We start from the raw sequence: 14066 nt of genomic DNA, 5'->3' as shown, positions 1-14066 counted from the left end.
GTGAGGGCCAGCATGGAGCAGTTCCCATATACGACGAGTTATATCAGCGCTATTCATTGGAAGATTGGGTTGGGGTTGGGAGCGGGGGAAGTCCGAGAGCGCGGCGGTCGTGAGGCCGCTGTATGTCGCGCTCCATTTTGGCGCGGACCTCGGGGGTGAGCCGAGATAGATCCGCTCCGACGAGCGATAAGAAGAAGCCGCCGGCCACGATTTTTTTGTGAGTTTCCTTCTTGCGCAAGACAGCGTTCGCTCGGGCGTCCTTCGCCGCCGCTCGCGCAAGCAGGGCACGAGCTCGTTCGCGCATTACATCGGCAGTTTGTTTTGCTTTCGGCATGGTTTAGCGGATGGAGGTTTCATCGTCACGCGTTTCATCGGCGGGTTCTTGCGACCTTAGGGTGTCCCGTGCGCGATCCGGATCGACGCAAAACTGATACGGATTGGCGCCGGTCTTGGCCACGCTCAAGGGGCACGGCGTGAAATACAGGTCTCGTTCTATTCGCAAACCCAAAGGCCCTCGTATAGCCTGAAGTTCGGCTAGCGAGAAATACGCAAGTTCGGCCATGTCTGGGTCTCCAAGCGAAGCCCAGCCGAAAAACTCATCAACCCCATCAAACTCTAGCGCAAACCATGTGGCTTGCGCGTCCGGTGTAAAAAACTTCGCGTGGACGATAGGGTCTGCTGTTTTTTCCTGGCTGTAAATCGCGGGCAAGGCTTTCCGTATCTTCTGCGTTAGTAGGACTGGGTGTTTCATTTGTTACTCTCCGGTTTGAGGTGTGGCCTCAGGTACCAACAGCCCAGGGGAAGCGTTGCGGGTCGGATTTTCGGCCGGTGCGTCTGGTAGTTTTGGGTCCGGCGAGGCTGCCGATTGGCGAGAGTGCTTGTAGAGCACCGCCATGTCTCGTCGCGTGGCTTTAGGTGCCTCGCCAGCCTCGCGCATTTGGTAAAGCGTTGCGGCTTCCTCCGAAAGACCAGCGCCTTCGAGCATGGAAGCCCACCACTCACCCATCGCACCGCTTAAGTCATGTGGTTTCGGGTCTGGCGGCCGAGGGTCCTCGGTACTGGCGGCTTTCAGGGCGGCGTTGAGTAGTTGCCGAGCGAGGGCCATCGCGGCGCGTGTACGGCTGGAAAATGCCAGCCAGAGTCTTCGCCCAGGCGCGGGCCGGGGTATGAGTTATGAGCGATTGCGTTATACAGAACCGCGGCAGGGGTGTTTAGTCCAGCTCGCTCCGCTTCGCTCCAAAGCCAGAACGCAACGGGCCAAGCTTGCGCGAGAGTGCGGACCGACGGCCCACCAATAAGCGCCAAAGTCTCCGGCGCTCCGCCCGCTTGGATAAGGTCAACGTCACGAAAGGCTCGGGCCAAGAACTCCCCGCGCGCAGCTGTCTCCATTCGCAAAGCTTGAATGCGAGGATGTACAGAGGTTGAGGCGTCCCGCTGGTTTGCCATCGCTTTTTTGGACCGGGTACAAAGAGACCATACCGGTTCGTCGGAGCACAAAACAACTCCCAGGGCAGCCCGGCCTCCCGCCGGGCAGTTGCTTACGCTCTTGTCTCTGCTTCGCAGAGCCTTCGAGCGCGCGAACTCGGGCCGGTAACAAGCACCGTCCCTTGGTGTCGCAACGCGACACGAAGGGCACGCTTAGGCAAACTCGTTGAGTTTGGCGTGCCAAGGAAAGTTTTTCCTTGGACCGGGGCGGCCACGGCAGTGAAACCAGCGCAGTGCCCAATCTGGCCGCCGGAGTATCTAAGCCCGTAAGGTTACCTAGGTGCTCTTACCAGCTACTGCGAAAAACTTGGCAATCTACCATCTGCGCGTTTCAACATTTTCACGAGCGAGAGGGCAGAGCGCCGTCGCCGCTGCGTGCTATCGGGCGGGAAACCGAATGACAGCCTGGACAGGGCAGCGCTTTGATTATAGGGGTAAGTCGGGCGTGGCTTCGTCATGGCTTACTGGATGGACCGGTACCCGCTCAGCATTGTGGAATGGGGCGGAGCAAGCCGAAAAGCGGATGAACAGTACAGTTGCCCGTGAGGTTCAAGCATCCATTCCCCGCGAGTTGACGGACGACCAAGGCACGGAACTTTGCCGCAGCTTCGCATCGTGGCTTTCCAACACGTACGGGGTTGCGGTTGATACGTCCATCCACCGGCCAGTCAGAGCAACGCGGCTAGACAGTAACCCCCACGCTCATTTTTTATTTACTACGCGGCGCGTTGATCTAACCAGCGGAAGCTTTGGGGAAAAGACACGAGAATGGGACGCGCGGCCGGGCCCAGGTGTTCTCGCAAGCGACCGCGACCAAACAAATGGACGGGCAACATGTGGCAAAGGCTGCGTCGACCAAGTGCGGGAGCAATTTGAAATCATGGCTAATACGGCTCTAACCGATGCCGGAGTGCTCAGCCAGGTTGACAGAAGAACGCTTGCGGACCAGATGCTCGACAGGGAGCCAATAAACTACAGCCGGGCCGTCTTGGAGCTTGAACGACGCGGCTCCGGGACCCGTCAGAGCGAAGAGATGATCCGGAGAAAGAAGCGCAACAACCTTCGACCGGCCAAGTCCGCGGCATCCAGACCGGTACCTCTTCCGAATGTCGAGCGAGGCCAAGAGCTCGAAACCGCGATTGACGAACAAAGGTTAAGTGAAACACGAGTACCCGAACGCGACAAACAGCGAGAAGTCGAACGGGCCACAATCATTGAGAGGTACCGAGCTGCTATCGCACTTGACAGAAAAAAGTCCGAGCCACACCACCAACCCGCGGGCAAGCGCCCAAAGACGCGAAGTCGCTAACGAAGCTCAACGAATTTTCGGCTGCGTTGATTACGGCTCCACCACTTCGACTATCTCACCATCCACCACCTCTTCTTTTGCGACGATTAGACCATGCGTTCCCATGAAGGACCAAAGGTCGCCAAAGAAGAAGTTGTCGATTGTTCGAATGTGTCTGCTGAGTACAGCGTCGGTCTTCATATTCGGACGCAGGTCGCAGTAGTACACGCCATCGAGCGCGTTCAGTTTTATTGTGAATGCCCGGAAGTGACCGGAAAGGAACGTTGAATTTACCCCGTACTGGTTCGCCAGCCGCCCCTTTTTCCTCTGAACATCGTTCAAGAATATGGCGATATGAGGGATGGAGGTCTCGGTCAGTTTCGAATAAAGAAATTTGTCGAGAAAGATCTTATCGATGCGGTCCTTGCTTGAGGTCTTTACCGAACCGATGATTTTGAGCTCGTTTTCGTTCTTGATAATTAGGTCGTGCTGGTATGACATGAAGCCTTCATTATTTCCGTCCACTACGATTGGAACTTGGACTACGCCGGCCTGACAGCTAACGCCGACCGCGTTGACGAGTAACGAGATAAAGCGTTCGAACAGGTCGCCATTGACTTTCCTCGCCGTGTTTGACTGCTCTCCGGGCAAAGCATCAAGCGCGGCACCTATTGTTTGTTGGATCGTGTAAATGCTGCGGAGAAATACTTCCCGACGCGGGTCACCTTGTTCGATCTCTCGTGCCGACCTCAACATGCTCGGAAACTCTCGGCCAAGGGCTTCGCTGTCGTCGACGGAATACATCAGGTTGGCGTTTAAAGGCCGAGTAATGCGGTAGCCTCCATCCGCCTTGTATTGAAAAAACCTGTAGTTGGTTTCGTTCTGCGAAACGATTTCGGCTTGTAAGCCGTTTCTTGCGAATGTTAGGTATTTCAGGCAGAAATCGACGTAGTTTTTTACGGTAGTAAAGCGAGTCTTGTCCTTCGCATTATTAACGAGATCCGTCAAACTCATCTAATACTCTCCCGACGCTGGGCTACCATCCGATCGTGATCTATCCACTGACGGACCGATTTCTGTTTTACGTTGTCAATCCGTGAGATCGCCCAATCGTTGTACTCAGAGCTAAGGTCACACCCGAGCCATCGGCGCCCTAACTGTTCGGCGACCACCAGCGTAGTTCCTGATCCGGAGAATGGGTCAAGAACAACGGACCCTTCGGTGGAGGAAGCAAGCACAAATCTACGAACCAGCTCTTCAGGCTTTTGTGTTGGGTGCGGAGTTTTCTCCCCCATACCGTTACAGGTAGTAGGTATCTCGATGACGTCCTTTGGCTTCGCGCCGAGAGGATGAGGTGTCCAGTTATCCCTCTCCGCGCCGCTTCCAAAATTGCTGGTTTCGGCCTGCGGATGGGAGGGATATTTCAGAGTATGCGCACCGTAAGGGATGCGTATGTCGTCTAGGTTAAGGCGCACTTTTTTCGATTTTCTAAGATGAAGAATGCTTTCGTGTGAACGCCCCCAGTCGTTTCCTAAGTTTGCTTTGTTCTTGTAGTGCCAAACCAACCAACGGCACGAAGCGAAGTAGCGTGAAGAGGGATGCTTAATGTCGGCCAAGATTTCGGAAAACCCGCACACATAAGCCGAACCTTCCGGCCGTAGAACCCGAGCGATTTGGGAAATCCACGATATCGACCAGTGGATATAAGCTTCTTGGCTTTCGAAGCTGTCCCAGTCCGCCTTATTGATGTTGTACGGAGGGTCAGCGAAAACCATGTCGACCGAAGCGGATGGCAAGCTGTCGAGCCATTGAATCGAGTTGCCGCACCAGAGTTCACCCCGAGGGTGCTTGTATTGTATGTAGGGGGCCGTCACGTCATCGGGTGGCGCGTTGAAGTGCTCTCCTATCCGAACACCGGGAGGAAATAGCGTAGGGGCGGTGCCGTTTTTATGTTTTGGCATTATCGGGTCTCAATCCATACCTTCGGTCAACTGTAGTACCACGCACGGCGAAATGTCGCGCCACGAATGCGTTGCGGGAATGGCAGGCCGAGCACCTACGTGATGAGCCGCCAATGTCGGAAGGAATGCTAATGCGCGATCCGGATTCGCCGCCGGAAAAGAAAAAGGGCCGACGATGGCCCTTTCACTTCAAATTGTCCAGGTTGTCTCCATAAATTCTCCATTGAGTGATTGCGAAATCTCACTGCCACTAATCGCTGACACACAATCGTTTTTCTACGTGCGTCATCCTTTCATGCCGGTTTGTCTCCCAAAGAAAACGGAGCATGGTGCCCGCAGCTGCTAGAAACGGTCGTACGTCTGAAACCGTTCACGGTTATGGCCATGCCCCAGCAACGCCGACGTTCTGCTTGTCCGTATTTTAACGGTGTGGCGGGACTTGTGGCGGGACACCTCTCCCAAATTGCTGCGAGGGGAGGTTTGTAGTTTTCTGGAAAAATGCTAACCCTATGTCAGTGCGCCACTTAACTATATAAGAAAATCCTCGGTAGCGATGGAAAAGGGACTTAAAATCCCTCGGCTGAAAGGCCATGCGGGTTCGAGCCCCGCCCCGAGCATTGTAATGAATCACCTGGGCGGTTTGAGCTATTCACGCCTATATTTCCCCATGCCCGGAACCGTGCTCCCCTGGCCCCCTTTCGCTGTGCCGTGTGCACCCCGGCTGTTGGTGGTGACGGGTCTTACGCTGATGACAGTCTCGTGCGGCTCGGGCGTAGCTCGAACACCCCTCGCGAAATCCGAATCGAACGCGCGCAGTTCCGCTTCAACGGTCCATGCGAACGACAATCGCAAGCCGGCCGGGACGCTGCGAGCGGGGAAGCTCGAGCTCCGGCTTACAGTGGGAATGGCGAAGTGGTACCCGGAGGCCGACAACGGCCCTTCAGTAGACGTCGCGGCATTTGCCGAAGAAGGTGGCCGGCCGCAAGTCCCCGCTCCGCTCATCCGCGTTCCGGTCGGGACAACGGTCGTTGCCACCGTTCGCAACTCGCTCCCTGACTCCACCGTCTACATCCACGGGCTCGCCACCAGGCCATCCGTAGCCCGCGACACCATTTCACTACGTCCGGGTGAGTCGCGCACCATCACCTTTCCCGCAGGCGCGGTGGGAACCTACCTGTACTACGCCACGCTCGGCACGACCAACCGCTATGTGCTGCGACCGAACCCCCAGTCGCGACGCGTGATCATGGAACGAGAGCAGCTTTCGGGGGCATTCGTCGTCGATTCCACAACGGGAAGTACCGACGACCGAATCTTCGTCGTCAACGTCTGGGGCGATTCGACAGACGCGAGGGGATATAGAAACGTCCTCACCCTCAATGGAAAGTCATGGCCCAACACCGAGCGAATCGGCGCTACGACCGGTGACAGTCTGCGCTGGCGGGTGATCAACGGCAGCGCGCGCAACCATCCGATGCATCTCCATGGGTTCTACTTTCGGGTGGACTCGCGCGGATCGTGGCTGCGCGACAGCACGTACGCGCCGGTCAATCGCCGGCTGGCCGTGACGGAGAGTCTCCCTCCCGGTGAGACGATGTCGATGGCATGGAGTCCTGAGCGGCCAGGCAACTGGCTGTTCCATTGTCATGTCGCCCAGCATGTGACAGACGAAGCGCGCCTGCCTGCAACAATGAAAACATCTCATTCCGTGCCCGGTCATGACCCCATGGGGCACATGGCCGGTCTCGTGCTTGGTGTGGAAGTTCGTCCTGCCGCCGGGTTTGTGGAAAGCATACGCGGTCCCGCGCGACGGCTTCGTCTTTTCGTAAATGAAGGCAAACCCACTCGCCTCGCGCCTCGGGCGATGAGCTTTGTCCTCCAGCGTGGTGACCATCCACCGGCAGCCGACTCCGTCGAGATTCCTGGTACCGTGCTCGTGCTGAAACGAGGTGAGCCAACCGACATAACGGTTGTGAATCGACTCGCCGAGGAGATGGCGGTGCACTGGCACGGGCTCGAGCTGGAAAGTTTTTCGGATGGAGTTGCCGGCTGGAGTGGGGATATGAACCGGGTGGCCCCGGCCATTGCTCCTGGCGGATCGTTCACCGCCCGGCTCACGATGCCTCGTTCCGGAACGTTCATCTACCACACTCACCTCAATGACGTCGAGGGACTCACTTCCGGACTCTACGGCGCTCTCGTAGTGCTTGACCCGGGTGATCGTTTCGATCCGTTGACCGATCATCTCTTCATCGCCGGCACTGACGGGTCAGCGCGGCCGAACAAAGTCATCGTGAACGGGGCCGCTGTTTCGCCGCCGCTGGTAATGGGCGCGGGTGTGCCTCACCGGATGAGATTTATCAACATCAGTCCGGGCGGAATAGTCGCAATAACTCTTCGCCGCGATACAACTGCCGTGAAGTGGCGCCGGCGCGCCAAGGACGGGGCCGACCTTCCGCCGAGCGCCGCACGCGTTGTTCCGGCGATTGCGCGCCTCGACGTGGGAGAGACCGTCGACGTGGAGTTCCTGCCACCATTTCCGGGTGAGTACACGCTCGCGATCGGAAACGCCAACACGCCGCCGAGGTATTTAAGAAAAATCATCGTTCGCTGACGGTATGCGTCACCGCGCTGAGGCATCAGCCGGCCGTGGTGCTGGCCTGCGTTGTGCGTTGATTTATGCCCATTACCAGCAGGTGATCAGCAGGCCAATCACACAAGGAGCACATATGGATCGGGGCAACGATTTTCTCAAAAGCCAGGTCAACAATGCAGTCATGCAGCATCAGACCTTTCTCGAAGCACTCAAGGATCACGAAGGACAGGCTGAAGATATTCGCTTCCGCGACCTCTGCAGCCGCTACCTGCCCAAAATGCGGGAGCATCAGCGCATGCTCGAGTCGTATCAGCAGACTCTCGGTGCTGAAGCCGGCGCGGGGAAGAAAGTACTCGGCGCAATGCTTGGCAAAGCACGCGATCTTGCCGACTCAGTGCGGGAAAGTGATTTCCTGAGACTTGTTGGCGACATCGTCATGTCACGGCAGTCCGAAGATACTTTCAAGACGTTTCGCGATGCGGGACGAACTCTCGGCAACGCGGAGCTGGCGCAGATCGGCGAAACCGGCGAAAAGGATCATGATGACTACAGTCGTGAGGCCAATCGCCTCGTACAGCAGATCTTTGTCGAACACGTCAGAGACATTGCGCCCGACGCGACCTTCGACACAACGCGGGATATTCCCAGCCCGTCGCGCGTCTGAGCCATCCTGTGGCGGCACCGCAGCGCAGCCGCTGAATGCAAGGGCGCGGGGCAGCATCGCCCGCGCCTTTGCATTCGTGTAACTTCTCGCAATGACCGACGTTGTCGCACTTGCCGCCGAGCTGCTCGCAATTCCGTCCCTCTCGTCGAGTGAAAGCGCGGTGGTGGATTTCGTTTCCCGCTGGCTCGTAGCGCGCGGGTGGAACGTCACGGTGCAGGAAGTATCGAAGGGGCGAGGAAACATCTGGGCGTCCCGCGACGGCGGCGGTGTGACACTCTCGACCCATCTAGATACGGTGGCGCCGCATCTCGTCCCGCGGCTGGAGGGCGACCGGCTGTACGGCCGCGGAGCCTGCGATGCCAAAGGGATTGCCGCCGCGATGCTCGCAACCGCCGACAGACTTGTCGAAGCGGGCGAACGGCGCATCGATCTCCTGTTTGTCGTCGGCGAAGAGAAAGGCTCCGATGGGGCGCGTGCCGCCAACAATCTTTCACCCACCAGCCGGTTTCTCGTGAACGGCGAACCCACTGAGAGCAAGCTTGCCAGTGGCGCCAAAGGATCGTTGCGCGTGATCGTCCGCACGCGTGGGCGCGAGGCTCATTCCGCGTATCCGCATCTGGGGCAATCGGCAATCGAGCCGATGCTGGAGCTGCTTCCGACGATCAGGGAACTGCCACTTCCCAACGATCCGGTGCTGGGCGAGACAACGGTGAACATTGGAGTGCTGCGGGGCGGAACCGCGGCAAATATCATCCCGGCCCATGCAGAAGCAGAGATGATGATTCGCCTCGTTGGCGATGTAGAGCCGATTCGGAAGATGGTCGGCGACTGGGCGGAGGGCCGTGCCGAAGTGGAGTTTGGGTCGTACATCCCCGCTCAACATTTTCACACGGTGCCTGGATTCGACACCGCACCAATGGCCTATACATCGGACATACCGCTGCTCTCGCGGTGGGGCACGCCACTCATGTTCGGGCCCGGCTCGATCCACGTTGCGCACACCCCGGACGAGTATGTCGATATCAACGAGCTCCGGTCGAGCGTCGATGCTTACGAGCGCATCGCGCGTCATCTGCTTTCAGCGTGAACGCTCCCGTTCCATTTAGCGGCAGGCGGTTGCCGGTGGCAATCCTTGGTGCGACGGGGACGGTTGGACAGACATTCGCTCGGCTGCTGGCGAATCATCCCTGGTTCGAGGTCGCCGAGCTGGCGGCGTCCGAGAGAAGTGCTGGCAAGCGTTACGACGAGGCGGCGAAATGGCTCGAGGGCGCGATGCCCCCGGCCGTTGCCGGAATGACGGTCCTCCCCGTTGATCCCGCAAAGGTGACAGCGCCGATAGTTTTTTCAGCGCTCGACTCGTCGGTTGCGGGTGAGGCCGAACGCACGTTCGCCGAGGCCGGCCGATTCGTCCTGAGCAACGCGAAGAATTTTCGCATGGACGCTGATGTCCCGCTCGTAATCGCCGAAGTAAATGCCGACCATCTGCAGTTGATCGATTGTCAGCGTGCCAACCGCGGGTGGAGCGGCGCGATTGTCACCAACGCGAATTGCGCGGCGACGGTGGCGGCGCTGGCATTGGCACCGCTTCATGAACGATTCGGAATTGAGACGCTTTTTCTGACGACGATGCAGGCAGTGTCAGGCGCTGGATATCCAGGTGTCCCATCGCTCGATATTCTCGGCAACGTCATTCCGTACATCGCGGATGAAGAGCCCAAGCTCGAGCGCGAAATGCTCAAGCTGCTGGGACGTTTCGAAAATGGATCGGTGACGGATGCCGATATGCGCGTCAGCGCGCAGACGAACCGTGTGGCGGTGGAACACGGACATACTGTGTGTGCCACCATTTCATTCAGAGAACGCCCGACGGCAGAGCAGGCGGTGGAGACCTTGCGCCAGTGGAGGGGGGCAGAAGCGACGTGGACACTTCCAGGCCGTCCCGAATACCCTCTCCTGGTCACTGATGCGCCAGACCGCCCCCAGCCACGGCGCGACGTTAACGCCGGCAACGGAATGACGGTCACGGTCGGCCGTGTACGCGACGACAGCGTGTTGCACATTCGGCTCGTCGCACTCGGTCATAACACGATTCGCGGTGCGGCCGGCGGCTCGGTGCTCAACGCCGAACTTCTCATGGCCACGGGCCGGCTCGCTCGCGCGTGATCGTCGTCAAGTTCGGTGGCACGTCAGTGGGCGATTCTGCGGCCATCGAGCGCGCGGCCGATATTGTCAGGGGACGCCTCGACCGCCGCCCGATTGTCGTCGTCTCTGCCCTCGGCGGCGCAACCAATTCGCTGCTAGCTGTTGGTGAACAGTCTGCGAAAGGACATTTGATCGGTGCGCTTCGCGGAGTCGAAACGCTCCGCGACCGGCATCTCCAGGCGTGCGAATCGCTGCTCGGAGATTCCAGCACGGCAGCCGATGTGGCGGGTGAGCTGAGTGCAATGTTCGACGAGCTTGCGCACCTTGCCGAGGCGCTGTCGACGCTCGGGCACGTAACCCCCAGATCCCTCGACACCATAGCGTCTTTCGGAGAACAGCTTTCGTCGCAGCTTGTGACTGCGTATTTCCAGAGGGCGGGTCTGCCGGCGGAGCTCGTCGATGCGCGCGAAGTCATGATCACCGATGGTTGCTTCATGGAGGCCGAACCTCAGACAGAGGCAATCGCTGAACGATGCCGTGAGATCGTGCAGCCGCTGGTGCAGCAGGGCAGGATTCCGGTGATGGGCGGCTTTATCGGTGCTACCGCCGGAGGAACGACGACGACTCTCGGACGCGGCGGCTCGGACTACACCGCATCACTCGTCGGCGCAGCACTCGGCGCGGACGCAATCGAAATCTGGACCGATGTCGATGGCATGCTCACGGCGGATCCACGAGTCGTCGAGGGCGCGCAGCTGATCGAGCAGATCAGGTTTGACGAAGCGTCCGAGCTTGCGTCGTTCGGGGCAAAGGTGCTGCATCCGAATACCATTGCGCCGGCGGTACGTTTGGGCATTCCGGTATTTGTGTACAATTCGCGCCGGGCGGAGGGGAAGGGAACGCGAATCACGTTCGATGCGCCACACCGGCCGGTGAGCGCCATTGCGGGAAAAAGCGATATCACCGTTCTCAAGGTTACCGCGGCACGAATGCTTCTCGCCCATGGATTCCTCAGGCGGGTGTTCGAAATCTTCGAACGCCATCTCACCTCGGTGGACGTCGTCGCTACATCTGAAGTATCGGTGTCGGTGACGATCGACGACCCCGCCCATCTCGACGCGCTTCTGGTCGACCTGCGGTCGCTGGGTGATGTGTCGATCGAGCGCAACCGGGGAATCGTCGCGATTGTCGGCGCTGGAATTCGCGATGCGGGCGGCGCCATGGGTCGTGCGCTGATGGCGCTGGGCAATACAAAGGTGCACATGATGTCGCTCAGTGCGACGGGCATCAACCTGACGCTGATCGTGGACGCAGACCAGGTGACCCCGGCAATAGTCAATCTCCATCGCGAATTCTTTGGAGCCGGCAGAACGTGAACACGCCCCATATCGCGATTATCGGTGACGGAAAGATGGGGAGTACGATTGCGCAGATGACCCAGGAGCGGGGCTGGCAGGTGTCGGCGATGCTCGACGAAGCGCACAACCGAAACGGAGACGGCATCTCGCGGCGGTCGCTCGGCGATCCCGATGTCGCGATCGAGTTCACCGAACCGGGTTCGGCAGTGAACAATATCATGGCATGCATCAGCGACGGCGTCCCGATCGTCGTCGGCACCACTGGCTGGTACAATTCGCTGCCTTTTGTCACGGCGGCCGCAATCGAGCGCGGCGGCGCACTGCTCTGGGCGCCCAATTTCTCCATTGGCGTGACGTTGTTCACGGAGCTGGCACGGCAGGCCGCCCTGATCATGGCTGCGACCCCTGAGTTCGCCGCGCATCTGGTGGAGACGCATCACTCCGCGAAAAAGGACGCTCCATCAGGTACAGCGATCGCAATTGTCGCAGCAATGCAGGGCCCGCTGGACCGGACGATCCCTGTGACGAGCGTGCGAACGGGTTCGGTTCCCGGCACTCATGAGCTGATCTTCGACGGACCGTTCGAACAGATCACCATGCGACACGAGGCACGGGACAGACGAGTGTTCGCGGACGGCGCGCTACGTGCAGCGCAATGGCTCATTGGCAAAAAGGGAGTTTTCACAATGCGCGATGTGCTCGGGTTTTCGGCGCCCTCCGGGGAGGATGCAAGCCAGTGATCGAGATGCGTCTGGACGCGCGTGAGCGCGTAATACTTCGAGGCTGCGGAACTGCCCTCGTCACTCCATTCACCGCCGATGGCCAGGTGGACGAGCGGCGGATGAGAGCCCTGATCGAATGGCAGATCGACGAGGGCATTCACTTCCTCGTGCCGTGCGGATCGACCGGAGAAGCGGCAACGCTGTCAGCTGACGAGCACAGACGGGTTGTGGCGATCACGGTCGACCAGGTCGCGGGCCGAGTGCCAGTGGTTGCGGGTGCTGGCTCGAACGACACGAAAAAGGCGATTGCGATTTCGCGCGAGATGCAGGCCGTCGGCGCAACTCATCTGCTTCATACGTCACCGATGTACAACAAGCCGCCGCAGCGCGGCATCGTTGCACACTTTCGCGCGATCGCCGACGCGGTTGACCTTCCGTTGATCGTGTACAACGTGCCCGGGCGAACGGGCAGCAATGTCGAGGCCGGAACAACTCTCGAGCTCGCGGAGCACGAGAACATCACCGCGGTGAAGGAAGCCTCCGGCAATCTGGTGCAGATTGCCGAGATAATCCGGAATCGGCCGGAACAGTTCAGCGTGCTGTCCGGCGATGATGCGCTGACGCTCGCGGTGATGGGAGAGGGAGGCGATGGCGTCATCTCGGTCACGTCGAACGTCACACCCAGGTTGACGGCGCGGCAGGTAGAGTGTTGCGACAAAGGCGATCTCCTTCAAGCTCGTGCCATATCGAAACGTCTGTCGGCATGGACGACCATGGCATTCATCGAGTCGAATCCCATCCCGGCCAAGGCTGCCCTGACAGCCATGGGGAAAATCGACAACGTGCTGCGGCTTCCACTGGTGCCTATGCTCAGTGTCCATGCGGCCCGCCTCACCGACGCGCTAAAAGACGCCGGCGCGATGCCATGACCCCTGTGCGAATGGAGCTCACTCTTCAGTCGCGGATCGACCGTGCACTCGGCGAGATCGCCGTGGGGGGAGCGCCCTCTGGTGCGCGAGCGCTGGTGGAAGAGCTGCTCGATGCGCTGGAAAGGGGTGAAGCGCGCGCAGCGCGATGCGACGCAAGTGGAGTCTGGCATGCCGTGCCCTGGGTGAAGCGCGGAATTCTGCTCGGCTTCCAGATTGGAGAACTCATAGACATGTCACCGAGCGAGGTGGCGCAGGCCGATGTTACGGAGACTCGCGGTACTCCGGACGGAAAAGGGCGCGGCGCGAGCGCGACTTTCAGATTTTTCGATAAGGACACTTACCCGCTGCGGGCCCTCCAGCTGACCGACGCTGTGCGCGTCGTACCCGGCGGGTCCGCCATCAGAAGGGGAGCCTTCGTTGCGAAGGGAGTCGTCTGCATGCCGCCCATGTATATCAACGTTGGAGCATATGTCGGCGCGGGGACGATGGTCGATTCGCATGCGCTGGTTGGGTCGTGCGCGCAGGTTGGAGAGCGTGTACATCTCAGCGCCGCTGCTCAGATTGGCGGCGTACTCGAGCCGGTGAACGCTTCGCCGGTCGTCGTCGAGGACGACGTCATCATCGGGGGAAACTGCGGAATTTATGAAGGCACCGTGGTTCGGAAGCGCGCGGTAATTGGTGCTGGAGTTGTGTTGACCCGCGGAACGCCGGTGTTCGACCTGGTTCGGGAAACCGTGTATAAGGGGAGTTCCGAACAGCCGCTCATCATTCCTGAGAATGCAGTGGTGGTTCCTGGCGCACGGCATGTCACGTCGGATTGGGGGAAGGGAGAGGGTTTGTCGCTCCAGACGCCGGTGATCGTGAAGTACCGCGATGACAAGACAGACACCTCGACCGCGCTCGAGAGCTGGCTCAGGTGAA

Annotated in this window: 11 protein-coding genes; 8 read left to right on the top strand and 3 right to left on the bottom strand. The window is 59.3% G+C overall.

What is annotated here, in order from left to right; all coding sequences use genetic code 11:
• Positions 1–337 precede the first annotated feature (337 nt).
• From WKF55_03565 to WKF55_03555, 3 genes are all read right to left on the bottom strand, one after another.
• Positions 338–751 carry a DUF2958 domain-containing protein gene (locus tag WKF55_03565; GenBank protein MEJ7758655.1) on the bottom strand — a complete coding sequence of 138 codons (414 nt, stop codon included), beginning with the start codon at positions 749–751 and terminating at the stop codon, positions 338–340.
• Positions 752–2824: 2073 nt separating this feature from the next.
• Entirely contained in the window at positions 2825–3787 is a 963-nt protein-coding gene (locus WKF55_03560; protein MEJ7758654.1) for a hypothetical protein, read from the bottom strand.
• Positions 3784–4734, bottom strand: coding sequence for a site-specific DNA-methyltransferase (locus WKF55_03555; protein MEJ7758653.1), 951 nt, complete (start codon positions 4732–4734; stop codon positions 3784–3786). The genes WKF55_03560 and WKF55_03555 overlap by 4 nt, the downstream gene beginning before the upstream one ends.
• A 748-nt stretch (positions 4735–5482) precedes the next feature.
• Between WKF55_03555 and WKF55_03550 the strand changes: the two genes are divergently transcribed.
• The 8 genes from WKF55_03550 to WKF55_03515 all read left to right on the top strand — a co-directional run bounded on the left by WKF55_03550 (position 5483) and on the right by WKF55_03515 (position 14065).
• The gene (locus tag WKF55_03550; protein MEJ7758652.1) at positions 5483–7348 is read left to right on the top strand and encodes a multicopper oxidase domain-containing protein; all 1866 of its coding nucleotides are present in this window, start codon (positions 5483–5485) and stop codon (positions 7346–7348) included.
• A gap of 115 nt (positions 7349–7463) precedes the next feature.
• Positions 7464–7994 carry a hypothetical protein gene (locus WKF55_03545; GenBank protein ID MEJ7758651.1) on the top strand — a complete coding sequence of 177 codons (531 nt, stop codon included), beginning with the start codon at positions 7464–7466 and terminating at the stop codon, positions 7992–7994.
• 91 nt (positions 7995–8085) lie between these two features.
• Positions 8086–9081, top strand: coding sequence for a M20/M25/M40 family metallo-hydrolase (locus WKF55_03540; protein MEJ7758650.1), 996 nt, complete (start codon positions 8086–8088; stop codon positions 9079–9081).
• The gene (gene asd, locus WKF55_03535) at positions 9078–10157 is read left to right on the top strand and encodes an aspartate-semialdehyde dehydrogenase (protein ID MEJ7758649.1); all 1080 of its coding nucleotides are present in this window, start codon (positions 9078–9080) and stop codon (positions 10155–10157) included. The genes WKF55_03540 and asd overlap by 4 nt, the downstream gene beginning before the upstream one ends.
• A complete protein-coding gene (gene lysC, locus WKF55_03530; protein ID MEJ7758648.1) occupies positions 10154–11512 on the top strand; it encodes a lysine-sensitive aspartokinase 3 in 1359 nt (452 codons plus the stop codon). The genes asd and lysC overlap by 4 nt, the downstream gene beginning before the upstream one ends.
• Positions 11509–12234, top strand: a complete 726-nt coding sequence (locus tag WKF55_03525; GenBank protein ID MEJ7758647.1) for a dihydrodipicolinate reductase C-terminal domain-containing protein — start codon at positions 11509–11511, stop codon at positions 12232–12234. The genes lysC and WKF55_03525 overlap by 4 nt, the downstream gene beginning before the upstream one ends.
• A 5-nt stretch (positions 12235–12239) precedes the next feature.
• Complete coding sequence (gene dapA, locus WKF55_03520; GenBank protein ID MEJ7758646.1) at positions 12240–13145, top strand: 4-hydroxy-tetrahydrodipicolinate synthase; 906 nt, start codon at positions 12240–12242, stop codon at positions 13143–13145.
• Positions 13142–14065: a 2,3,4,5-tetrahydropyridine-2,6-dicarboxylate N-succinyltransferase gene (locus tag WKF55_03515; GenBank protein ID MEJ7758645.1), complete on the top strand. Its 924-nt coding sequence runs from the start codon at positions 13142–13144 to the stop codon at positions 14063–14065. The genes dapA and WKF55_03515 overlap by 4 nt, the downstream gene beginning before the upstream one ends.
• Position 14066: the final 1 nt, after the last annotated feature.

Source organism: Gemmatimonadaceae bacterium (assembly GCA_037721215.1).
Taxonomy (GTDB): domain Bacteria; phylum Gemmatimonadota; class Gemmatimonadetes; order Gemmatimonadales; family Gemmatimonadaceae; genus UBA4720.
The sequence above is the reverse complement of the archived record's forward strand: the minus strand, read 5'-3'. Positions and strand labels throughout refer to the sequence as shown.

Bases quoted from the DNA above. Each gene is read 5' to 3' on its own strand.
- WKF55_03550 (MEJ7758652.1), top strand. From the start codon at position 5,483: ATGACAGTCTCGTGCGGCTCGGGCGTAGCTCGAACACCCCTCGCGAAA.
- WKF55_03555 (MEJ7758653.1), bottom strand. From the start codon at position 4,734: ATGCCAAAACATAAAAACGGCACCGCCCCTACGCTATTTCCTCCCGGT.
- WKF55_03545 (MEJ7758651.1), top strand. From the start codon at position 7,464: ATGGATCGGGGCAACGATTTTCTCAAAAGCCAGGTCAACAATGCAGTC.
- WKF55_03560 (MEJ7758654.1), bottom strand. From the start codon at position 3,787: ATGAGTTTGACGGATCTCGTTAATAATGCGAAGGACAAGACTCGCTTT.
- WKF55_03540 (MEJ7758650.1), top strand. From the start codon at position 8,086: ATGACCGACGTTGTCGCACTTGCCGCCGAGCTGCTCGCAATTCCGTCC.
- WKF55_03565 (MEJ7758655.1), bottom strand. From the start codon at position 751: ATGAAACACCCAGTCCTACTAACGCAGAAGATACGGAAAGCCTTGCCC.
- WKF55_03515 (MEJ7758645.1), top strand. From the start codon at position 13,142: ATGACCCCTGTGCGAATGGAGCTCACTCTTCAGTCGCGGATCGACCGT.
- dapA (MEJ7758646.1), top strand. From the start codon at position 12,240: ATGCGTCTGGACGCGCGTGAGCGCGTAATACTTCGAGGCTGCGGAACT.